General features: G+C 60.5%; 19 protein-coding genes and 2 pseudogenes. 12 read left to right on the plus strand and 9 right to left on the minus strand.

Going from position 1 to position 22,566, the window contains the following annotated elements:
- Positions 1-172: 172 nt before the first annotated feature.
- From AC3A5O_RS21350 to AC3A5O_RS21360, 3 genes are read left to right on the plus strand one after another with little or no spacing between them, the layout of a single operon-like run.
- Positions 173-832 (plus strand): paraquat-inducible protein A, encoded by a 660-nt coding sequence (locus tag AC3A5O_RS21350; RefSeq protein WP_305468511.1) that lies wholly within the window; start codon positions 173-175, stop codon positions 830-832.
- Positions 819-1,442: a paraquat-inducible protein A gene (locus tag AC3A5O_RS21355; RefSeq protein ID WP_305468510.1), complete on the plus strand. Its 624-nt coding sequence runs from the start codon at positions 819-821 to the stop codon at positions 1,440-1,442. Before AC3A5O_RS21350 ends, AC3A5O_RS21355 begins: the two co-directional genes overlap by 14 nt.
- On the plus strand, positions 1,435-3,738 hold the full coding sequence (locus AC3A5O_RS21360) for a PqiB family protein (RefSeq protein WP_305468508.1): 2,304 nt from the start codon (positions 1,435-1,437) through the stop codon (positions 3,736-3,738). Before AC3A5O_RS21355 ends, AC3A5O_RS21360 begins: the two co-directional genes overlap by 8 nt.
- A 206-nt stretch (positions 3,739-3,944) precedes the next feature.
- Here the strand turns inward: AC3A5O_RS21360 and mksF are convergent, their stop codons facing one another.
- The 3 genes from mksF to mksB are packed head-to-tail and all read right to left on the minus strand — an operon-like array spanning position 3,945 to position 8,753.
- Complete coding sequence (gene mksF / locus AC3A5O_RS21365) at positions 3,945-6,785, minus strand: Mks condensin complex protein MksF (protein ID WP_003205592.1); 2,841 nt, start codon at positions 6,783-6,785, stop codon at positions 3,945-3,947.
- Positions 6,782-7,483 (minus strand): Mks condensin complex protein MksE, encoded by a 702-nt coding sequence (gene mksE, locus AC3A5O_RS21370; protein WP_014340217.1) that lies wholly within the window; start codon positions 7,481-7,483, stop codon positions 6,782-6,784. Before mksE ends, mksF begins: the two co-directional genes overlap by 4 nt.
- Positions 7,473-8,753 (minus strand): Mks condensin complex protein MksB, encoded by a 1,281-nt coding sequence (gene mksB / locus AC3A5O_RS21375; RefSeq protein WP_063325220.1) that lies wholly within the window; start codon positions 8,751-8,753, stop codon positions 7,473-7,475. Before mksB ends, mksE begins: the two co-directional genes overlap by 11 nt.
- 181 nt (positions 8,754-8,934) lie before the next feature.
- On the opposite strand from mksB, the gene AC3A5O_RS21380 reads away from it, so the two are divergent.
- Together AC3A5O_RS21380 and rimI are read left to right on the plus strand one after the other, a co-directional pair.
- A complete protein-coding gene (locus AC3A5O_RS21380; protein WP_122564732.1) occupies positions 8,935-9,714 on the plus strand; it encodes an energy transducer TonB in 780 nt (259 codons plus the stop codon).
- Positions 9,707-10,159, plus strand: a complete 453-nt coding sequence (gene rimI / locus AC3A5O_RS21385; RefSeq protein ID WP_003205585.1) for a ribosomal protein S18-alanine N-acetyltransferase — start codon at positions 9,707-9,709, stop codon at positions 10,157-10,159. The genes AC3A5O_RS21380 and rimI overlap by 8 nt, the downstream gene beginning before the upstream one ends.
- A 192-nt stretch (positions 10,160-10,351) precedes the next feature.
- Here rimI and AC3A5O_RS21390 read toward each other — a convergent pair whose 3' ends face one another.
- Positions 10,352-10,756, minus strand: a complete 405-nt coding sequence (locus tag AC3A5O_RS21390) for a serine kinase/phosphatase (protein WP_305468507.1) — start codon at positions 10,754-10,756, stop codon at positions 10,352-10,354.
- A gap of 132 nt (positions 10,757-10,888) precedes the next feature.
- Here AC3A5O_RS21390 and can point away from each other — a divergent pair, with 132 nt between their 5' ends.
- A complete protein-coding gene (gene can, locus AC3A5O_RS21395) occupies positions 10,889-11,533 on the plus strand; it encodes a carbonate dehydratase (RefSeq protein ID WP_003185433.1) in 645 nt (214 codons plus the stop codon).
- A gap of 10 nt (positions 11,534-11,543) precedes the next feature.
- Here can and AC3A5O_RS21400 read toward each other — a convergent pair whose 3' ends face one another.
- The 3 genes from AC3A5O_RS21400 to AC3A5O_RS21410 all read right to left on the minus strand — a co-directional run bounded on the left by AC3A5O_RS21400 (position 11,544) and on the right by AC3A5O_RS21410 (position 14,990).
- Positions 11,544-12,074 carry an SET domain-containing protein gene (locus AC3A5O_RS21400; RefSeq protein ID WP_122564730.1) on the minus strand — a complete coding sequence of 177 codons (531 nt, stop codon included), beginning with the start codon at positions 12,072-12,074 and terminating at the stop codon, positions 11,544-11,546.
- Between the two features lie 178 nt (positions 12,075-12,252).
- The gene (locus AC3A5O_RS21405; protein ID WP_305468506.1) at positions 12,253-13,422 is read right to left on the minus strand and encodes a hypothetical protein; all 1,170 of its coding nucleotides are present in this window, start codon (positions 13,420-13,422) and stop codon (positions 12,253-12,255) included.
- 113 nt (positions 13,423-13,535) lie between these two features.
- Positions 13,536-14,990 (minus strand): short-chain fatty acid transporter, encoded by a 1,455-nt coding sequence (locus tag AC3A5O_RS21410; RefSeq protein WP_205929564.1) that lies wholly within the window; start codon positions 14,988-14,990, stop codon positions 13,536-13,538.
- A 274-nt stretch (positions 14,991-15,264) separates the two neighbouring features.
- On the opposite strand from AC3A5O_RS21410, the pseudogene AC3A5O_RS21415 reads away from it, so the two are divergent.
- From AC3A5O_RS21415 to AC3A5O_RS21430, 4 genes and pseudogenes are all read left to right on the plus strand, one after another.
- Positions 15,265-15,951: pseudogene (locus tag AC3A5O_RS21415) on the plus strand (PAS domain-containing protein); the annotation flags it as partial.
- Positions 15,952-16,059: 108 nt separating this feature from the next.
- Positions 16,060-16,491, plus strand: a pseudogene (locus AC3A5O_RS21420) (methyl-accepting chemotaxis protein); the annotation flags it as partial.
- Positions 16,492-16,581: 90 nt separating this feature from the next.
- A complete protein-coding gene (locus AC3A5O_RS21425; RefSeq protein ID WP_305468503.1) occupies positions 16,582-17,136 on the plus strand; it encodes a DUF2975 domain-containing protein in 555 nt (184 codons plus the stop codon).
- A 7-nt stretch (positions 17,137-17,143) separates the two neighbouring features.
- Entirely contained in the window at positions 17,144-17,377 is a 234-nt protein-coding gene (locus tag AC3A5O_RS21430; RefSeq protein ID WP_122564726.1) for a helix-turn-helix domain-containing protein, read from the plus strand.
- On the opposite strand, the gene ggt is transcribed toward AC3A5O_RS21430, so the two are convergent.
- Together ggt and AC3A5O_RS21440 are read right to left on the minus strand one after the other, a co-directional pair.
- Entirely contained in the window at positions 17,359-19,200 is a 1,842-nt protein-coding gene (gene ggt / locus AC3A5O_RS21435; protein WP_487753693.1) for a gamma-glutamyltransferase, read from the minus strand. The two genes, AC3A5O_RS21430 and ggt, sit on opposite strands and share 19 nt — an antisense overlap.
- Positions 19,201-19,289: 89 nt before the next feature.
- Positions 19,290-20,090 (minus strand): helix-turn-helix transcriptional regulator, encoded by an 801-nt coding sequence (locus AC3A5O_RS21440; RefSeq protein WP_305468499.1) that lies wholly within the window; start codon positions 20,088-20,090, stop codon positions 19,290-19,292.
- 119 nt (positions 20,091-20,209) lie between these two features.
- Here AC3A5O_RS21440 and AC3A5O_RS21445 point away from each other — a divergent pair, with 119 nt between their 5' ends.
- Together AC3A5O_RS21445 and AC3A5O_RS21450 are read left to right on the plus strand one after the other, a co-directional pair.
- Positions 20,210-21,031: a carbon-nitrogen hydrolase family protein gene (locus tag AC3A5O_RS21445; protein ID WP_487753694.1), complete on the plus strand. Its 822-nt coding sequence runs from the start codon at positions 20,210-20,212 to the stop codon at positions 21,029-21,031.
- A gap of 113 nt (positions 21,032-21,144) precedes the next feature.
- Positions 21,145-22,470: an APC family permease gene (locus AC3A5O_RS21450; protein ID WP_305468497.1), complete on the plus strand. Its 1,326-nt coding sequence runs from the start codon at positions 21,145-21,147 to the stop codon at positions 22,468-22,470.
- The last annotated feature ends 96 nt before the right edge of the window (positions 22,471-22,566 follow it).

Genomic DNA, 22,566 nt, shown 5'->3' on the forward strand with positions numbered 1-22,566 from the left:
TGTGAGAGTAGGTCATCGTCAAGATTAAATTCCGAAACCCCTATCTGCTGATGCAGGTAGGGGTTTTGTTTTGCCCGTCATAAAAGTCTGCGAAAGCTCGTGATAAATTTGCACAGTTATTTTCGAGCTGGAGCACTAGAATAGCCCCACCTTAGCTGAGCCAGAGCTGTTTATGCCCGATCCGTCAGACACTGATAGGTTGCCAGATCTACCCCTGGGCGAACTGGTGGCGTGTCATGAGTGCGACTTGTTGATGCGCAAGCCCCAACTGTCCCATGGCGAGAAAGCCGAGTGCCCCCGCTGCGGTTATGAACTTTATGCTCACCGGCACAATGTAGTCGAACGCAGTCTTGCGTTGGTGATCGCCGCCCTGCTGTTATACGTGCCGGCCAACTTCTTACCCATCATGCAACTCAATCTGCTTGGACAGACCTCCCAGGACACCGTTTGGAGTGGGGTAGTGGGTCTGTTCGATACCGGCATGCAAGGCGTCTCGGTAGTTGTGTTCCTGTGCAGCATGGGTATTCCGTTGCTCAAGTTGCTTTGTCAGTTGGCTGTGCTGCTGACCATTCGCTTGGACCTTGGCCGTAGCTACGGTTTGTTGCTGTACCGCATTTATCACCATCTACGCGATTGGGGGATGCTCGAGGTTTACCTCATGGGCGTGCTGGTGGCCATCGTCAAATTGGCAGACATGGCGGCCATCACCGTAGGCCTTGGCTTGGTGTGCTTCATCAGTTTGTTGCTGGTCCAGGTCTGGCTGGAGGTGGTGATGTCACCGCATCAGATCTGGCAGGCGTTATCAGGAGAAGATGCCCATGAGGGCGATTGATGCCGGCATTCTGGTTTGTACGGAATGCCATGAGTTGAATCGGCAAGACGTCGAAACCGACAACCAAACCTGTACTCGCTGTGGCGCACTGGTTCACCCCCGTCGGCCGAACAGCTTGATGCGAACCTGGGCATTGCTGATCACGGCCGCGATTCTTTATATCCCGGCCAATATGCTGCCGATCATGACCATCAACTCGCTGGGCCAGGGCGCCCCGAGCACCATCATGGCCGGCGTCATCGAGTTGGTTCACCACGGCATGATTCCTATCGCCGCGGTGGTGTTCATCGCCAGTATCCTTGTACCCACCTTCAAGCTGGTGGGCATCGCTTTGTTATTGTTTTCCGTACAGCGGCACCAGCCCATGTCGGCGCGGCAACGCATCCTTATGTACCGTTTTATCGAGTTCATCGGGCGTTGGTCGATGTTGGATATTTTCGTGATCGCCATTCTGGTCGCGGTGGTGAATTTTGGGCGACTGGCCAGTGTCGAAGCCGGTCTCGGCGCGATTGCTTTCGCCAGCGTAGTGATTTTGACAATGATTGCCGCAGTAACCTTCGATCCCCGACTGATTTGGGATAACACGGAGTCGGATAACGACCATGACTGATTTGCCTACCGCTAAAACCCGACCGGCTTCGAACTGGTCTGCTATCTGGGTCTTGCCGCTGATTGCATTGATCATCGGCGGCTGGCTCGGCTGGCGGGCATATAACGAGACCGGAATCGAGATCACTGTGCGCTTTGAGAGTGGCGAGGGCATCCAGGTCAACAAAACCGAAGTCGTCTACAAAGGGATGACGGTCGGTAAAGTGAAGGCGCTCACGCTCGATGACGAAGGCAGTTCCAAGGGCGTGGTCGCGACGGTCGAGATGAACAAGGACGTCGAGCAGTATCTCAAGACCGGCACACGTTTCTGGCTGGTCAAGCCGAGCGTGAGCCTGGCCGGGATCACAGGCCTGGAAACCCTGGTGTCGGGTAACTACGTGGCGATCAGTCCGGGTGAAGGCGAGTCGACGCGCAAGTTCAAGGCCTTGGCCGAAGAGCCGCCGCTGTCGGACGCCAAGCCGGGTTTGCACCTGACCCTCAAGGCTGACCGCCTGGGCTCGCTCGACCGTGGCAGTCCGGTGTTCTACAAGCAGATCCAGGTCGGTCAGGTGAAAAGCTACCTGCTGTCCGAAGATCAGCGCACTGTCGAAATCAAAGTCTTCATCGAGCCGACCTACGCCAGCCTGGTGCGTAAACACACGCGTTTCTGGAACGCCAGTGGCATCAGCATCGATGCCAACCTCTCGGGCGTCAAAGTGCGCAGCGAGTCCTTGGCCAGCATCGTGGCGGGAGGTATCGCGTTTGCTACGCCGGAAAACCGTAAAGACAGTCCACCTACGGACCCAAGCCTGCCGTTTCGTCTGTACGAAGATTTCGATGCCGCCGCCGCGGGGATTCGCGTCAAGGTCAAGCTCAGCGACTTCGAAGGGTTGCAGGCTGGCCGTACGCCGGTGATGTACAAGGGCATCCAGGTCGGCAGCCTGAAGACTTTGAAAGTCGACCCGGACCTGTCCAGCGCCAGCGCGGAGTTGACCCTCGATCCGTTGGCTGAAGATTATCTGGTGGCCGGCGCTCAGTTTTGGGTCGTCAAGCCGTCGATTTCCCTGGCGGGCATCACTGGCCTGGAGGCGCTGGTCAAGGGCAACTACATTGCCGTGCGTCCCGGCGACAAGGGTGGAGCGCCGCAACGCGAGTTTGAAGCCAGGGCGAAGGCACCACCGTTGGACCTGCGTTCACCGGGACTGCATCTGGTCCTGTTGACGGAGAACCTCGGATCGCTCGAGGTCGGTAGCCCGATTCTCTACAAGCAGGTCAAGGTCGGATCGGTGCAGAGCTACCAGTTTTCTCGCAAGAAAAAGCAACTGATCATCGGCGTGCATATCGAGAAGGAATACGAAGGACTGGTCAACGGCTCGACGCGATTCTGGAACGCCAGCGGCGTTACCCTCACGGGCGGCTTGACCGGCGGGATACAGGTCAAGAGCGAGTCCCTGCAAAGCCTGATGGCCGGCGGGATCGCCTTCGAAACGCCGGAGCCGAACGTGCCGTTGAAAAGGCGCATCCCACGCTTTCGTTTGCATGCAGATCGCGAAGCCGCACAACAGAAGGGCACGGTCGTGACGATCAAGGTCGACCGCGCCGATGGCTTGCGCAGCGGTACGCCGATCCGTTTCAAAGGCCTGGATGTGGGCAAGATCGAAGATGTCGATCTCAGCGCCGACATGCAATCGGTGCTGCTCACGGCGCGTATCACCGAAGTGCCGGAGCGTATCGCCCGGGTCGGGTCCCTGTTCTGGGTGGTCAAGCCTGAGCTGGGGTTGATGAAGACCTCCAACCTGGAGACGCTGGTCACCGGCCAATACATTGAAGTGCAGCCTTCGGCGAAAAACCTCGGGCCACAGAAAAGCTTCGTCGCCCTGGCCAACCCACCGGAAAGCGCTGTACCCGAAGCGGGTCTGAGCCTGGTGCTGAGCGCGGCACGCCGTGGTTCGTTGAAGATCGGCGTGCCGGTCACTTATCGCGAGATCACGGTGGGCAAGGTCACCGGTTATGAACTGGGCCAGACGGCGGACCGGGTACTGATCCATATCCTGATCGAACCCAAATATGCACCACTGGTGCGCAGCGGCACACGTTTCTGGAATAGCAGTGGCTTCGGTTTGGACTTCGGTCTGTTCAAGGGCGCGACGGTGCGAACCGAGTCGCTTGAAACGCTGATCCAGGGTGGCATTGCGTTCGCAACGCCGGACGGTGAACGCATGGGCAATCCGGCCCGGCCGGAGCAGACGTTCCCGTTGTTCGATAAATTCGAAGATGAATGGCTGACCTGGGCGCCGAAGATCAGTCTCGGTAAGTAAATGGGATGGCGCTAGTCTGTTCTGGCGCCATCGCGAGCAAGCTCGCTCCCACAGGAATGCAGGATCGTCCATCCAAAGCATTCCAATGTGGGAGCAAGCTTGCTCGCGATGAGGCCATCCCTCGCACTGAAGACTCAAAACTAGCGCAATAAAAAAAGGCCGCGGTCCATTTGGATCGCGGCCTTTTTCATGTCCGGCTATTCACCTCACACCGGATCCAGCTCCGGCTCATCGGCCTGGACATTCACCGTGGCCTTCACCGCATCGTGACGACGGATGTATTTCCAGTCCGCTTCGTCGATGTAGATGCCGTTCGGGCCGCTGCCGCCTTCCAGGTCGATGGCAACACTGGCGCAGACTTGCGGCTTCACACTGGCGAGGATCGGCACGAAGCCCAGTTGCAGGCTGGTTTCCAGCAGGGCGGCCTGGTTTTTCTCGTCGATGTCTGCCGCTTCGTCCAGGTAGTACGGCAGGCGCACGCGGCCGGCCTGTTCGCGGTCCATCAGGTGCAGCAACAAGTACATGTTGGTCAGCGCCTTGATGGTCATGGTGGTGCCGTTGGACGCCGCGCCGTCGATGTCGGTGTGGATCACGGGCTGGCCGTTGACCTTAGTGATCTCGAACGCCAGTTCGAACAGGTCCTTGAGGCCGAGCTGGTTGTGGTTCGCCGCCACCAACCGCGCCAGGTATTCCTTGGCCTCTTCGTTCTTGTTGTCCTGCTCGGCGCTCTGGCTGAGGTCGAACACCGACAGCGTCTCGCCTTCCTCGTACTGGCCGGCACTGTGGATGATCTGGTCGATGTGCTTGAGCGCTTCCTTGTTCGGCGCCAGGACGATCCGGAAGCTCTGCAGGTTGGACACCTGACGCTTGTTGATCTCGCGGTTGAACAGCGCCAGTTGGTGCTCGAGGCTGTCGTAGTCGCTGCGGATGTTGCGCAGGGTCCGGGCGATGTCGGTCACGGCCGCACGGCGCGCCTTGCCCAGGGTCAGGGCCTCGTCGGTGCGGTGGGCATAGGCGTTGATCAGCAACTGCAGACGTCGCTCCATGTCGTCTTCGCTGTCGAACTTGGCCACGCCCTTGAGGCGCACCTGGGCATACAGCGCTTCAATCTGGCCGTCGACCCGCAGCAGCCCTTGCCAGCTGTCCTGATAGTCATTGAGCAGCGGCAGCAGGTTGTCCATGGAATCGTCGACCGGGTCCATGAACGGCGTGCCGAAGGGCAGGTCCGCCGGCAGCAATTGACGACGGCGCAGGGCGTCGTCGAGGGTGCGTTGCTTGGCTTCCATGTCGGCGATCTGCCGGCCCACCAGTTGCAACTTGGCGGACAACTGCTGGACGCGTTCGGTGAAGGCATCGCTGGAGCGCTTGAGTTCGTCCTGGGCGGCTTCCATCTGCGCCAATTGCTCGAGCTTTTCGCCTTCTTCGGCGCTCAGGGTCTGGCTGCGGCGGAAGTCTTCCAGGGCTTTCTGTGCGTCCAGCACCTGCTGGTACAGCGCCTCGGTCTGGGTCTTGCTCGCGGCGCGGTCGGCGGCCACGGCTTGTTGGGTCTTGAGCTGCTTGAGTTCTTTTTCCAGGCGCTCTTTCTGGTCCCGCAGCGCGGCCCGGTCAGCCAGGGCTTGCAGGGCGGGCGGCTCGATGTGGGACAGGTCGATGGACAGACCCGGCACTTCGAAACGTTCACCCTTGAAGCCGTCGAGAATCAGCTCCATGGATTTGACCCACTCGCCGTTCTCGTCCAGCGCAATGCCGTGCTCACCCAATGGCAGGCTGAACAGGGCGCTGTTGAACAGGCGCATCAGGCGTTCGACGTCCTGCTGCGAGAACTCTTCGCGCAGGCGGGCGTAGCTGTTGTTGTCGGCGTGATCGAGTTGCTGCTTGACCGACTTCAGGCGTTTTTCCAGGTCCCGCAGGCGCTCTTCCAGGTCTTCGGCGCTGAACTGCCGGGACTGGGCCAGGGCGCCGGCCAGTTCGTCGTGGGCGTCCTTGGCGGCGAGCAGTTGCTGCTCCAGGACCTTGACGTCATCTACCAGGGCAAACCGGTGCTTGAGCACCGACAGCTCGCCGAGCCAGCGCTGGATGCCGCTGATTTCCCGCTCCAGACGCATCAGCTCCTGAGTGCCGCCGCGCTGGTCGTTCTGCAGCGAATCCTGTTCGTTGCGGTAGTGTTCGGCCTGAATGGTCAGCTCTTCCTTACGCGCACTGGCGTAGTCCGACCAGGTGCCCAGCAACGAATCGAGCAACGGCGAGAGACGATGCAATTTGCCGCGCAGGATATCGCGCTGCTTCACGCCATTGGCCAGGGCTTCCACCAGCGGCCCGGCCGCCACCAGGGAGTTGTAGTCCTGCTCCATGCGACGCACATCGCGGAAGGCTTCTTCGCACGCGGCGATGTAGTCCACGCTGCCGGAGCGCAGGCTGTGCTCGAACGCATCGAGGAACAGCTGCTTGAGCTTGGCCGCGGTGATTTCGCGCATGTGCAGCAGGTTGATAAACAGCGCGCGGAAGGTCTTGAGGCTTTGCTCGCTGGTGGAGCGCAGCGGGATCAGCGTCAGGTCCAGCGGAATGGACGTATGACCACCCACCAACAGCCGGCGCAGTTCATCCGGCTTGAGTTCGTAGGCTTTCAGGCCTTCGCGTTCCAGGTTGGTGAACAGCTCTTTCTGCCGCAGGCAGGTGTCATTTTTCTGATAGTGGGCCAGGTCCAGTTTGCCGGCGTAGGCAAAGAACTGGTGACCGAAACCGCCGCCGGGGCCGCGACCGACCACGCCAATCACGTGCGGGCCGTGGGGCAGGGCGACTTCCACCAGGATGTAGCTGGTGTCCGAAGCAAAGTAGAAACGGCGGGATTGCTCCAGGCTGTACTTGCCGAAGCTCATGTCCGACATGCGTGCCAGGATCGGGAACTGCAAGGCGTTGATCGAGGCGGATTTACCCAGGTTGTTCGCGCCATACACCGACAGTGGTTCTTCCAGCGGGAACAAACCGAGGCTGTAGCCGGCGGTGTTCAAAAGGGCAAAGCGGCGGATGCCGTAGCGTTCCTTGCTCATGCGTCGGTCTCCTGTTCTTCGGCAATGGCGCGGGCCAGTGCGTCTTCTTCGCTTTCACCTTCGAATTCGCTGAGGTCCAGCGGATCGTCGGTCTGCAGCAGCTTCTCGTCGCTGTCTTCGTCGATCAATACCGGTGCCGGCAACGGCAGCACGCTGTGCAGGCTGGCGGCCAGGTCGCGGTCCTGCTGGACCGACAGGCAGACGTCGAGGAAGCGGTGCATCGGCGGCAGGAAGCGGTACACGCCGTTTTCTTCGCTGGCAAAACCCAGTTGGGTCATGCGGCGCATGATTTTTTCTTCCAGTTCTTCCTGGGTCTGTACTTCGGCCTGGATGAAGAGGTCGCGGTATTTCTCCAGCAACGAAGGCAGCTCATCGCGGCCCAGACTGCCGCCGTCGAGCACGGCGATCGGGTCGCGGCCCTGGTCGGCCAGGTGCTCCACCAGGATGAAGGTGAACAGGGCCAGGCGCTGGGCGGTCTTGTTCACCGCCGCGGCGGCCAGGTCCGGCACGAAGTAGTAGAAGCCACGGGTGTCGCACACCAGTTCGAAGCCCAGGGCCTTGAACAGCGTACGGTACTGGTCCTGGAAGTTCGACAGTTGGGCGTACAGCTCCGGGTCGCGGCGGCTGACGTGATAGCCCTTGAACAGCTCGCGGAAGATCGGCGCCAGCTGGGACAGTTCGGATAGATCAAGATGCATGGGGGATGCTCGCAGAATCCTCGGCGGCGGTGTCGCCGGCCGAGAGCAGGGCGAAGGAGCGCAGGCTGACCTGATGCTCGTGAGTGTGATAATCGCGGCGCTCCAGACGCTCGCGCTTGAAGCGTTTTTCCCGCGACAGGCGCGAGAACCAGTACAGCAATTCGTCGGTGGCGCCGTCCGGTTCCTGCTCCAGCAGCCAGGTCATCAGGTCCGGCATCGGCAAGGCGTCTTCGCAACGCTCAACCATCTCGCGCACGGTGCGTGGCGCACGCGGCGCTTCGCCACCCTTGTGGGTCTTGTGAGACTTGGGGAAGCGCGCCGGTTTGGGTTCGAAACGGGCCAGGGCGTAGACATAGGCTTCGACCTGACTGGCGCTGCCCAGGAAGGTGCTCTGCGGCCGGGTGAACAGCGGCATGGCGGCTTGCGGTACGGCATCGATGCCCTTGCGGCGAATGGCGGCCAGGGCCAACGCCGCGCCACGGGTCACGGCGTTGTGGCGACGGGCTTCTTCGCGCAATGGCAGCAGCAGTTCGCGGGCATGGCGCAAGGTCAGCTGGGCGCTGGTCTGCATCTCGAGGATGCGCGCGTGGGTGCGCAGCAGCATGTCGTCGTCCACCAGGTGCCCGAGGCGCTGCTGTTCGGTGAGCATGCGCAACAGCACGTTCTCGACCTTGCGCACGCCTTGCTCGAAGGCGCCGTCGGCGTTCACCAGTTGGATCATCGGCTCGACGTATTCGTCCCAGGTCGCCAGCACTTCGGCGTAGCGTTGACGCAACGGGATCTGCCGGTCGCTGGTCTTGGCCCGTTCGGCCACGGCCACCAGGGCCTGTTCATCGTTGGCGAGTTTCTTGAGCACGTCGCGCACGCGCATGTCCAGCAGGCGCAGCTGGCGGGCCAGGTCGTTGCCGTCGCGAATGTCGAAGGCGTCCTGGATGTAGCCGGCCAGGCGCTCCAGGTGGCGCAGGTAGGCTTCGATTTCCAGGCACAGGCCCAGGCGGTGCTCGCGGCGCAGGTAGGCGAGGAAATCATGGATCTGGGCGTTGAGCTCGAAACGGTTCGGGCTTTTCGCCACCGGCACGAGGATGTCCAGGCGGATCCACACGTCCAGCAGGCTGGTGATGTCCTGAGGCGTGCTGTCCAGTTGTTGGGCGGCCAGCTGTGAACGCAATTCGTTGAGGCTCAGGGTGCCCTGGTCGAAGTGCTCGCACAAAGGTTCCAGCAATGCCCAGTGTTCAGCGAGGGCGCGCAAGACGCGCTTGGGTTCGATCATCGCAATGGCCGTCGGGTTGGCAATTAAAAGCGGCGATTGTACTGCATCGAGCCGGTTGCGATTCACCCCTTGGACGGACTGTCGTGCTCAATCGATCAACTATTGGCTCAACAGGGAAGCGATCCGCCTCGAAGGGCGGTAGAATCGCTTCCACTTTCAGTTATCCACAAGTGGCCGACCCTTGCTTATCGAGTCCCGTCGCCGCGCCTATCTGACCGCCATGCAGGTGGTCAACTGGCTGCCGCGCACCGAATTGCCGTTCGCCGCCCCGTCGCGGCCCGAGCTGCTGGAAGCGCCCGAGCCCGAGTCCATCGCGCCGGTCGTGACGGCACCCGTGGCCAAGACGGTCGTCGAGCCGCCAGCGCCAGCCGCCGAGCGGCCAAAAATCGAAGTGCCGCGCCCGAGCCTGGCCTCGACCCGCACCAATGCCAAGCCGGTGGAAGAGGTGGTCGAGGCGCCGCCCAAGGCCCCCTACGTCGCCCCGCCGCGTTTCGCCCTGCAATTGCTGCGAGCCGGACGTTGCCTGCTGCTGGTGGAGTTGCCCACGGGCGAGCCGTTCCAAAGCCGCGATCCGGCCTACTTGCTGCTCAAGGACATGCTGCGCGCCGCCGGTCTGCCGGACAGCCCGCAAATCATCGGCGAACCGGTGCGTTGGCCGCTGCTGTCTCGCGGCACCATGGACCAGGGGCCGGAAGCGGCGCGAGATTTCGTCCAGGGGTTTGTTTCGGCGCGTCTCGAAGATGAGCCCTGTGTGTGCCTGTGGCTGATCGGCCTGCCGGCGGTGAAGTTTGCCGGCGAGGCGGATGCCGAAGCGTTCAATCGCGAACTGCAGGTCGAAGGCCTGGGCTCGGCCTGGGCACTGCCCGGGCTGGAACTGTTAATGGACACGCCACAGCGCAAGGCTGATGTCTGGCAAGCCATGCGCCGGCTGATGGCGCGCTGGAAAGAATCGAATGAGTGACGCTGTATCGTTCCGCCCGATGACCGAGGCGGACCTCGACGCTGTACTGAAGATCGAATACGCGGCCTACAGCCACCCCTGGACCCGGGGGATATTTCTCGATGGGCTGGGCAAATACCAGATCTGGCTGATGTTCGAAGGCCAGCAGCAAGTGGGCCATGGCGTGGTGCAGATCATCCTGGATGAGGCGCACCTGCTCAACATTACCGTCAAACCGGAAAACCAGGGCCGTGGCCTGGGCTTGCGCCTGCTGGAACACTTGATGTCGATTGCCTACAAGGCCGAGGCCCGGGAGTGTTTCCTGGAAGTGCGCGACAGCAACCGCACGGCGTTCCGGCTGTATGAGCGCTATGGCTTCAACGAGATTGGCCGACGCCGGGATTACTACCCGGCGGTGGGTGGGCGCGAAGATGCGGTGGTCATGGCGTGTACCTTGGTGGACTGAACTTGCCACATCGAGGTTAACCGCAACGCCGCCATCGCGAGCAAGCTCGCTCCCACAGGGAGCTTGGCGGTGTGCATCAAATTTGCGCTCGAACACAAAACCCTGTGGGAGCGAGCTTGCTCGCGATGACGGCGGCACATTCAACCCCAGTGCAAATTGATCCACCGCTATCGCGAGCAGCTCTATCGACACTTACCGCTTGCCATCCAACGGATCGATATCGGCCATTTCCGCTTCGTCGAGCCCGTCACCCCCGCCAATGTCATTTTCATCCACTACGCTCAGGTCCCAATCGGCCCGTTCGTCGTCGCCGGCCTCAGAGGCGTCCCGGGCGCCGTCTTCTCGGATGAGGGTTTCCGGGCTCATGTCGTCGTCGGTCGGTTCGTGATCCTCCGTTGAGGCGCCGGTCATGCCCGCTTCACGGACGCGTTCACGCGGCATCAGCTGTTCGCGTTCGTTTTCCGGCAATTCGTCGCCGATTCTCGCACTGGGCTGCTCGTCGTCGAACTCCAACTCATGCATCGAGCCCATGCGGTCTTCATTGTCGTCGATGGGTTCCGGTTGCGTCGCATCGAAGGGGCGTCGTGAATCATTCATGGCAATTCCTCGTACTGTGGGCCTTACTGGTGTCGACCGGAAGCGCAGCCAGGAATTCCAATGCATCGCCGACGTGACCTCGACCGGCGGTCGTCTGTCACAGTTGCGCACTCTCTATCGAGGCTAGACAGCATGAACGAATTACAAGATCTGATTGATAACAACGCGCGCTGGGCCGATGCGATCAAGCAGGAGGATCCTGACTTTTTCGCCAAGCTGGCTCGTCAGCAAACCCCGGAGTATCTGTGGATCGGTTGTTCCGATGCGCGGGTGCCGGCCAACGAGATCGTCGGCATGCTGCCGGGCGATCTGTTCGTGCACCGCAACGTGGCCAACGTGGTGTTGCACACCGACCTCAACTGCCTGTCGGTGATCCAGTACGCGGTGGACGTGCTCAAGGTCAAACACATCCTGGTCACCGGCCATTACGGCTGTGGCGGCGTGCGGGCCTCGATGCAGGACCGCCAACTGGGCTTGATCGACGGCTGGCTGCGCTCGATTCGCGACCTGTACTACGAGCATCGCGAGGCGTTGGGCCAGTTGCCGACGGAAGAGGAACGTGTCGATCGCCTGTGCGAGCTGAACGTGATCCAGCAGGTGGCCAACGTCGGCCATACCAGCATCGTGCAGAACGCCTGGCACCGTGGGCAGAAACTGTCGATCCATGGCTGCATCTACGGCATCAAGGATGGACGCTGGAAGAGCCTGGACACCACGATCAGCGGTTTCGAGCAATTGCCGCCGCAGTATCGGCTGCGTCCGGTCGGCGCGCCCTGACCCCGGCTCGTCAGTCGCGGTGACACTGACGACGCCAGTGCCGAAGAAATGTCATTCCCTGCTCATTGGGCGGTTCGTCATAGCCGGTAATCCAGCCATGACAGTTGTACGAACCGCACCGGCAGGCGAACTGTCGGTAGAGTTTCTGTTCGGTACTGGCGTAGTCCATTGTCAAGCTGTCGCCTTCATCGATACGGGCCAGTGACCACAGCCACAGTTCGCTCATGTCGAGGAATACATTCGGGTTGCAGGAGTGCAGCAGCAATCCGGCGAAGCGTGGGTCATACATGTGCACGTCCGGCAGGATCTGCAGCGTGTGCAGGCGTCGCCGGCTTACCAGCAGCCCTGACACCCTGCACATCCGCGTCATGGGCGCGAACGACTTGCGGGCGATGATGATGCCGTTGCCGCGCCCGTCGGTCGTCTGGTGCACTTCAAAATCGCGCACAGAAGGGTAGCCCAGGCGGGTGCTGAGTTGTTTTTCCGGGTAGATGCAATCCCGGCGCTGTGAACAGGTGTTGTCGCGGATGAACAGGCTCATGACGATCCTTGTCGGTGATGGACACTCGACTGGCTGGCGCTGGCGATCCTGCCGGCGGTCGTTGAAAAAGCTTTGATAGCTTCGCCCAAGTCGGAGGGCGCATCTACTGTCGAGTCTGACAGGAGCCAAAGGCGCTTTCCCGTGTCAGCGCAAGCTTACGCGGGAAGCGCCTCAAGGTTTACACCGCCTCGGCAGGCAGCGGCATAGGCACCTTCAACTGCGGAAGTTGCGACTTGATCGCCGGCGTTTCGCATTTTTTCGCTGCATCAGCCGGCGTCAGGTTGCGAATGGACGTGTAGAACAGCTCGCAGGTCTTTTCCTTTTGCGTGACCTGCCAGGTTTGCGTGCACTGGTTCAGCAGGGCGCTCGGGTCGGTGCCCGGCTTGCTGCCCATGCCGGCCTGCCAGCATGAAGCACTCAGGTCCTGGCCCATGACTTTCAAGCCGGCGGCATCAGCCTTGGCTTCGTCACCGTCGTAGCTGTCCTTGTCGGCGGCGTACCAGATGTAGCTTGGATGGTTGGAGCCCAGGACCGGGACCTTGGCCCCGCTACCAGTTGTGATGGTTGCCAGGCCGAGCACGTTCACGGTCGGGCCGTACTGGGTCTTGATCCAGTTCCGAACGGGTGCTCCGAAGGCCACCATCGGTAGTGCGGCGCCGCTGGCGGTTTGGGTGACCTCTGTGACCATCGTGGTCTGGTAATCGTTGAAGTAGCTGTAGAGCCCCTCTAACGTGCTGCCAGCATTGGACGGTGCCGCGATGGGCGCGATGTCGATGATGGTCTGGTAGGCCGGGGTTTGTTCAGCGGCAATGCCGTTGGCGGTCAGCAGCGTGGCCCAACGGTCGGTGGTCGCCGACTCCAGGTAATCCTGGGCCTGGGTCAGGGAATAATCTGGCGGGAAGTGCAGCAACTCGACACTCTTGCGGTTTTCCAGGGCCATGCCCAGCGGCAGGAACAGGTACCAGTTGTAGGACCATTTCTTGTCGCTGTTGAGTTTCGAGGCACCGTTGTACGCAAGGTCCCCTGCGTCGAGCAGCGCTTTCAGCGGTTGGCCGTAGCTCTTCGGCACCCCATCGATGTTGGCATAGACCTTATCGTTGTCGATTGTGACCTGGACCTTGGCCTTGGCGTAGCCGTCGCGCTGCACACTTTGGGTCAGGTAATGCTCGACGGTCTGCTCCAGAGTCCAGTCGCGAAAACAGATGACGTTGCAGTTGTTGGGGTAGGCGAAGAGGCGCGTGACGCGCTCGGTGCTGCCCAGCTGCACATCGATCTTGGTCACGTCGGCGGCGTGGACGGTGGCGCTCAGGGTAAGGGCGGCAAGAGGAAGTACGGCGAGTTTGAACATGCTCAGATCCTTTTCAGCGTGAGGGACCCTCAAAAGCAGGGCGTATCCATACTGAAACAGACCGAGCCGAAGAAAAAGTGGGCCGATGGAAATATCGGCCCTTTTTTATGGCTTTATGGCATCACTGGCGGTAGATAACTCAATGTCGTCCCCAGCGCCCACAACAGCGCCAGCACCAGTGGCGTGTGTACCAGCAACTGCACGAAGGAAAAGCCGATCAAGTCCCTGGCCTTCAGTCCCAGCACCCCCAGCAACGGCAGCATGTAGAAGGGATTGATGAGGTTCGGCAGCGCTTCGGCGGCGTTGTAGATCTGCACGGCCCAGCCCAGGTGATAGTTCAGGTCGTTGGCCACCTGCATGACGTAAGGCGCTTCGATGATCCACTTGCCGCCGCCGGAAGGAATGAAAAAGCCCAGCACCGCCGAATAGACGCCCATCAGCAAGGCGTAGGTGTCATGGGAGGCGATCTGGACGAAAAAGGTCGAGATATGGTGGGCCAGGGTCTGGGCATCGCTGCCTTTGACCGTAGTCAGCAGCGCGGCGATCGAGCCGTACAACGGAAACTGGATCAACACGCCCGTGGTGGTCGGCACCGCGCGGGCCACGGCGTCGAGAAAGCTGCGTGGCCGCCAGTGCAGCAAGGCGCCGAGCATGATGAACAGGAAGTTATAGGTGTTGAGCCCGGAAATGGCACTGATCGCAGGCTTGGTCGAAAACTCATGGAATAGCCAGCCGGCGGCCAGTAGCACAAGGGCGATGGTCAGCAGCGGACTGTGCTCCAGCCATTCCCCTGGGCGGGTGCGGGGCTGCAACGCCGGCATGCTGAAACTCGGGTCGATACCGCAAGCGGCGGCGTCACGGGCGCTGTTGGGGCCGGGAGCGGTGGCGTAGGCGACGATCAACGAGATCACGATCAGCGCCAGCAGCATTACGCCAGACTGCCAGAGGAATATCGTCTGGGTGAACGGAATGACGCCGGTAATCGACAGGATCGAAGGCGGCAGGCTGGCCGGGTTGGCCTGCAATTGCGCCGCCGACGAAGATAACCCCAGCGCCCACACCGCGCCCAGGCCCAGGTACGCGGCGGCACCGGCGGCGCGGTAATCCATCTTCAGGTCGGTGCGGCGGGCGAGGGCGCGCACCAGCAAACCGCCAAATACCAACGACAGGCCCCAGTTAAGCAGCGATGCGACCATGGATATCAGTGCCACCCACGCCACGGCAGAGCGGCCGTTGGTCGGAATACGCGCCAGGCGATCGATCAACTTGACGGCCGGTGGCGAGCTGGCAACCACGTAACCGCCAATCACCACGAAGGCCATTTGCATGGTGAACGGGATCAGGCTCCAGAAGCCGTCGCCGAACGCCATGGCCGCTGCCGTGGGCGTGGCACCGATGAATTGCGTCGCCACGGCGACCACCAGCACCGCCAGCGCGGCGAAGACCCAGGAGTCGGGGAACCAGCGCTCGGCGAAACTGGAACAGCGCAAGGCGAAGCGGGCGGAACGGCTGTCTTCGATGTCAGTGGTCACGGCAATTACCTCGTTTTTATGGTTATGGGTATTCATGGCGGCAGGGCTTCAAAGGTCAGGCGCAACAGTAGAACAATCCAGTGACCATGGGAGGCTTGTCGGGTTCGAGAGACGCTCTGGATTATTTTCAATAGGGGCTCTCAGCGCTCTTTAGAAAAAAAACGCCGGGCCGATGGCAAAGGGAACAGCCATTTAATTCTTCCGCTGTCCGGAGCTGCCCATGTTCAACAACCGCCTGAAGCAGGAGCTACTGGCTCTTCGCCAAGAACTGTCCAGTCTTGTGCAAGTCAAGGAAAGTCTGGACCGTGAAATGCTTGGCCTCACTCTGGATGCCGATGGACGGATTCAATCGGTCAATCAGAATTTCCTCGACGAGATGCACTACAAGAGCCAGGACCTGATCGGCCGGCCTGTGGATGAGCTGGTTCCCGCGTATCTGAAATCCAATGAATTCCAGATGCGCTTCAAGGCGGCGCTGACCCGTGGCGAGCACTTCTCCGGTGCCGTGCGCCTGCTGCGGGGCAATGGCCAGGAGGCCTGGCTGCGTTCGATCCTCCAGCCCGTACGAAATGCTGACGGGCGGATCCGCTTTTTTTCGATGTATGCCAATGACCTGACCCGCACCATCGAGGCCTCCCGGGAACATGAAAACCTCATCGGCGCGCTGGTGCGCTCAACGGCGGTGATCGAGTTCGATCTGGGCGGTCATGTCCTGACGGCCAACGATCGCTTCCTCAACGCCATGGGTTACAGCCTTGCGCAGATCAAGGGCAAGCACCACCGCACGTTTTGTGAGCCTGAGGAATACAACAGCGCGGCCTACCAGCAGTTCTGGAAGCGGCTGACCAGCGGTGAGTTCGTGGCTGGCCGCTTCAAGCGCCTGGACAGCAGTGGTCGTGAGGTCTGGCTGGAAGCCTCCTACAACCCCGTGCTCGATGCCAACGAGCGGTTGTATAAAGTGGTCAAGTTCGCCACCAATATCACGGATCAGGTCAACCAGGAAAAAGCCGTCGCCGAGGCAGCCAACATTGCCTACAGCACTTCGTTGCAAACCGACAACAGCGCCCAGCGCGGCACGACTGTGGTGACCCAGGCCGTGGACGTGATGCGCGACCTGGCCCGGCACATGCAAACCGCCGGCGAAGGCATCGAGGCGTTGAACGAGCAATCCCTGGTGATCGGTACCATCGTCAAGACCATCAGCGGCATCGCCGAACAGACCAACCTGCTGGCGCTCAACGCCGCGATCGAGGCAGCCCGGGCCGGTGAGCAGGGCCGGGGCTTTGCGGTGGTGGCCGACGAGGTGCGTCAACTGGCATCGCGTACCAGCCAGGCGACCGATGAAATCGTCGGCGTGGTCCGCCAGAACCAGGACATGGCGCGCAACGCCGTGGCGCTGATGACCGACGGCCAGCACCAAGCCGAGCACGGCCTGGCCCTGGCCGCCGAGGCGGGGACGGTGATCGTCGAGATCCAGGACGGAGCGAAGAAGGTGGTCGATGCTGTGAGCCAGTTTGCCAATCAGCTCTCCACTTAGAATGTTATTATTGTTTTTTACATATTAATTGTTGTTTTACGATAATTTAGTGGCTATGTTCTGGGCTCCCTTACTCTATTGGAGCCTCACATGCACTCGAATCGTCTTGCCTTGTACAGCCAACGGATGGCAGCCATCACCCTGGTTTTCATGGTCGCGATGATGGTCGTCAACGCTGTGGCCTGGCTGTATCCTGAAGCGGCCTCGCGATACGGCCTGGGATTCGCCCTCACCGAGCGGCAATTGTCGAGTCTGCCTGAAGAGGCGATGGGATTGACGGGATGGCAATGCCTGGGTGGGATACTGCTGACCAGCATTCCCTTGCTGGCCCTGGCGGTCGGGCTCACCAACTTGCGCAGGCTCTTCAAGCACTACGCCCAAGGCCAATACTTTTCCACCGCAGCGGCGGTCTACCTGGGAAATGCGGGTCGTGCGGTGGCGTTGTGGGTGCTGTTGGACTTCATCTGCGAACCGTTTCTCAGCCTGCTGGTAACGATCAATGCGCCGGTTGGCCAGCGATTGCTGACCTTCAGTATTACTGCGCCGTCTTTCGTCGCTTTATTTCTTGCCGCCTGTATTGCGATCATTGCCCGGATACTGTCCCAGGCCAGTGAAGTCGATTCAGAAAACAGAACATTCGTTTGAGATTCTTATGCCCATCGTTATTCAACTCGATGTGATGCTGGCCATGCGCAAGGTCAAATCCAAGGACCTTGCCGCTGCAATCGGCATTACTGAAGCCAACCTTTCCTTGTTGAAACAAGGAAAGGTCAAGGGCATACGCTTGGCGACCCTCGAGGCCATTTGCAGTTATCTGCAATGTCAGCCCGCGGACTTGCTGGTCTATCAACCGCAGGATGAGTTCGATCAGTCGCCCAGTGCTTGACCCTCGCGCCGTGGATCCGCACCGCCGGCCAGTGAGGTTTTCCCTTGTGCATCACGCATCCGGACAATGGCCTGGGTGCCGCTGTTCATGTCGATCTCGCTCACAGTGTGGCCTTTGTCTTTCAGCGCTTGGATCAGCGTCGGGCTGAACTGTCCTTTCTCCAGTTCGGTGGGGCCATTGCGGCTGCCGAAGTTGGGGAGATTGATGGCGGTTTGCGGATCCAGGTTCCAGTCCAGCAGGCCGATCACTGACTTGGCGACGTATTCGATGATTTGCGAGCCGCCGGGAGAGCCGACAGTGGCCAGCAGTCTACCCTGATGATCGAAGATCAGCGTCGGTGCCATGGACGAGCGAGGGCGTTTGCCCGGTTCGACACGGTTGGCGACTTTTTGCCCATTCTCTTCGGGGATGAACGAAAAGTCGGTCATCTGATTATTGAGCATGAAGCCCTGGACCATCAAATGTGAGCCGAACGCCGACTCCACCGTGGTGGTCATGGACACCGCGCCACCCTGGTCATCCACGGCCACCACTTGCGAGGTGGAAATACGCAGGGGGGAGCGGTCCGGGGCGTAGGCCACCTGGATGCCCGGTGGCGTGCCGGGCTTGGCGACACCCATGCTACGCGGGCCGATCAGGCTGGCGCGGCTGGCAAGGTAACCTTGATCGACCAGGCCTTTGAGCGGCACGGCTACAAAATTCGGATCGGCGATGTATTGGGCGCGGTCGGCGTAGGCCAGGCGCTCGGCCTCGGCGATCAGGTGCACGGCTTCGGGGGTGGGTTCAATGCCGGCGGGTTTATCGGTCTTGAGAGGTTTCAAGGGGGCGAGGGCGGCGTTGCTGTCTCGCTGTTCCAGGGCCTGCAATGTCCCGAGGATCTGCGCCACGGCAACCCCGCCCGAAGACGGTGGTGGCATGCCGCAGATTTGCCAGCGCTTGTAGTCAGTGCACAACGCGGGCCGCTCCCGTGCGGTATAGCCCTTAAGGTCGTCCAGCGAAAGACTGCCGGGGTTGGCGTGGCCCTGCACCTTGGCGACGATTTCCTCGGCAATCGGGCCGTTGTACAAAGCATCGGGACCTTCGTTGGCGATGCGTTTGAGTACGGCTGCCAATGCCGGGTTTTTCAGCACGGTGCCGACTGATTTCGGGCTGCCATCGGCATTGAGAAAGTACGCCGCCATGTCTGGTGAGCCCGGCAACGACGGGTCGGACGCGATCAAGGCGTGCAGCCTTGGAGAGATCGCGAAGCCCTGTTCCGCCAGCGCGATGGCCGGCTCGAACAGCGTCGCCCATTCCAGGCGCCCGTGTTTGCGGTGGGCCAGTTCCAGTCCGCGCAATACCCCCGGTGTACCCACCGAGCGACCGCCGATCTGCGCGGCGGTAAACGGCATGGGTTTGCCGTCGGGTTGCAGGAAAAGTCTTTCAGTGGCGCCGGCCGGTGCCGTTTCGCGACCGTCGTAGGTGCGCACGGCCTTGCCATCCCACAGCACAATGAACGCACCGCCGCCGATGCCTGAAGATTGCGGCTCCACCAGGGTCAGCACCGCTTGCATCGCAATGGCTGCGTCGATGGCCGAGCCTCCGCGTCGCAACATCTCTCGCCCGGCCTCGGCCGCCAACGGATTGGCTGCGGCCGCCATGTGCTTGTCGGCGTAGCGGGTCTGTAGATCGGTGCGGTAGCCGGAGACGATCTCCGGTGGGGCAGGCAATGCAGGCGTGGTGGTGGAGGAGGGTGGGGCCTTACAGGCGACGAGTGTCAGGGCGACAGCCAGCAACGAAACGGCTGACAGGCGATGAAGGTTCGGTTTCAGATCTGTAAGCATGTGTCGCTCCATCCGTGGGCCAAGAATATTGAGACCGACTGTAGCGACGCGGGACGTGGGGTGCAAATCAGCGGGGGGATTTGGAGAAGTCAGGCGTTCTGCGCCTGGAGAAAAATCGAAAACAGCTCGGACTGGGACTTGATTCCCAGTTTGCTATACATATGTTTTTTATGAACTTTCACTGTTTCGACAGAAATTTCCAGCTTGCGGGCAATTTCCTTGCTGGAGCAACCACTGAGCATCAAGCGGCCTACATCCAACTCCCGCGCCGTCAGTTGTGCGCCTTTGAGTTGCTGAACGGACGCTTCCAGTTGCACTCGCCAATCGACTTGCGGCGATACTGGCGTGAGGGCCACCACTTCGTTGATTTCGTACGGCAGGCGCTGGCGCAACAGGCCGAGTACCCAGGGCTGGATCAGCGACAGCAGGGCAATCTGTTGGCCACTGAACCGCTGCTTGCTGCCTAACGACAGGCACAGCGTGCGATCGTCTTCGAGCTGGCAATTGAACTGGATTTCATCGGACACCACATTCAGCCGGAAGTACCGCTGGTAATATTCGGTCAACTCGAAATGTTCCGGTGCCACTTCCGACAGGCGATACAGGCCGCTACGCGACTGCTCCCGACAGGCGATGTAGAACGGATCGAGCAGATACAACCCTCGCAGATAATCCTGGAACAATTGATCGGGGCTGCCGTGCGCGCCCGGGCATTCGGCAAACACTTGCGGGTGCTGATCAGCACTGAAAAGCAGCGCGACCCAGCTGTCGAAAGGGACGTACTGGTCCAGCAAACGTACTAGCTGCGTCCAGAAATTGGGCTTGTCCAAGGCCTCGATCAATTGCCCGATCGAGCGGTGCCACGCGATATCGTCTAACGAAAGTGTCATGCCTACCCCTATCGGGTTACCCCAGCGGCGTGATTTTCCGGCCGTTGGCTTGCTGCGCATACTGGCGCACAGACAACGACCGGGCAATCTTTCCGTCTGGTCAAGAACAAGGAATACACATGAAAGTCGAACTCGCCCAGTTTGCGGGCCGTGATAACAATACGGCTTACAACCTCAAACGCGCTCTCGAGGCGATTGCCGCCTGTGCGGCCGATACGCAATTGATCGTGTTTCCCGAAACTCACCTGATGGGATTTCCATCGTTTGAGACAGTGGCCCAGAGCGCCGAACCGCTGGACGGTCCGACCGTCAGTGCGGTGATTGCTGCGGCCCGCGAACATGACGTCGCCATGGTGATCGGCGTCGCCGAGAACGACCACGGCCGCTTCTACAACACCACCCTGCTGATCACTCCGCAAGGCATCGCGCTGAAATACCGCAAGACGCACCTCTGGGCGTCGGATCGCGGTGTGTTCGAGGCCGGTGATCGCTACGCCACGTGTGAGTGGAATGGCGTGCGGGTCGGCCTGCTGATCTGTTACGACATCGAATTCCCGGAAACCGCCCGAGCCTTGGCGCAATTGGGCGCCGAGTTGCTGATCGTCACCAATGGCAACATGGACCCCTATGGTCCGACTCACCGCACCGCGGTCATGGCGCGTGCCCAGGAAAACCAAGCGTTTGCGCTGATGGTCAACCGGGTAAAAGAAGGTGATGGCGGGTTGGTCTTTGCCGGTGGCAGCGCCTTGGTAGACCCGCTGGGCAAGTTGCTGTTCGAGGCCGGCCGTGAGGAGGGGCAGTTTGCCGTGGAACTGGACCTGAATCAGCTGAAGGCGGCGCGACGTGATTATCGGTATCTGGACGATCAGCGGCTGAAAATAGCGGGAGAGATCGTTGAGTACCCCTGCGGATTGCGGGAGCTGCTGATTCCCGCACGTTGACCCCGACAACACCTTCATTTCTGTTGGCCAAAAACCAGAACAACAACGTAGCACCCGAAATTTGCGCCGAACTCGGCTCTGCCATAAATCTAATAAATTCGGAGTAGTCGCTCATGGCTCGTTTGCAACGCACCCTTTCACTGGGGGCGGTGGTGCTGTTTGGCATCGCCTATATGACACCCATCATTGTCCTCGGCACTTTCGGCATCCTCGCGCAATCCACCACCGGTATGGTCCCCGCCGCTTACCTGGCGGCACTGGTGGCGATGTTTTTTACCGCCATGAGCTACGGCCGAATGGCCACTGCATTTCCCGTCGCGGGTTCGGCCTACAGCTACGTGCGCAAGGCGATCAGCCCGAAACTCGGTTTCATCGCCGGCTGGGCGGTGTTGCTCGATTATCTGTTCTTGCCCATGGCGATCTGGCTGATCGGCGCCGCCTACCTCCATTCCGCATTCCCGAGCGTGCCGCAGTGGCTCTGGGTGCTGGTGTTCATCGGCATCACGAGTGCGATCAACATCGTCGGCCTGAAATTGGCCAACGGCGTCAACGCATTATTGATGCTGGTGCAATTCCTGGTGCTGATCGCCTTCGTTGCGCTGTGCATTCATTACGTCGGTGGTGATGCGAGCACGCCGTTGTGGTCGGTCAAGCCATTCTTCAACGGTGACATGCAGATGCCGTTGATCATGAGCGGTGCGGCCATTGCCTGTTATTCATTCCTCGGGTTCGACGCGGTGAGCACCTTGACCGAAGAAACCCGCGACCCACGCCGTACCATTCCGCGAGCGATCATGTTGATTACCCTGATTGGCGGATTGATCTTTGTCAGTGTGTCGTACTTCGTGCAAATCGCGCACCCATCGTTACAGTTCGACAGCGTGGACTCGGCCGCCTATGAAATCGCCCGCAACATTGGTGGTGACCTGTTCGTGTCGATCTTCCTGATCGGCCTGATCGTCGGCCAGTTCGCGTCGGGGCTGTCGGCCCAGGCGAGTGGCTCACGCCTGTTGTTCGCCATGGGCCGGGATGGTGTGCTGCCAAAATCGTTCTTCGGCACGCTGCATGAACGCTTTGGTACGCCGGTCAATAGCATTCTGTTGTGTGCCGTGGTCGCTTTGCTGGCGCTGAAGCTGGACGTCACCACCTCAACCTCGTTCATCAACTTCGGCGCATTCCTGGCGTTCAGCCTGGTGAACCTGTCAGTGATCTTTCACTACTGGATCGGCGCTGAGAAGAAGGGGCTGCGTGAATGGGTGCTGTTCCTGCTGTTCCCGTTTATCGGTCTGGCGGCGGATGTGTGGTTGATGGTCAGCCTTGATCACCTGGCGATCTATCTGGGCCTGAGTTGGCTGGCGATTGGCGTGGTGTATCTGGCGGTGCTGACAGGCGGCTTTCAGCGCCAGCCACCGGAGATGGATTTCCAGGAAACCACATAAACCCATTGGCCTGTATCCCCTCTGTATCTGGAGGGGATATGCCGTGGGGTATGAAGAGAGACAGAAAGAAACTGCCAGAAACAAGAAAGCCCGCAC

The sequence above is a fragment of the Pseudomonas sp. Soil_N_39 genome (assembly GCF_057655955.1).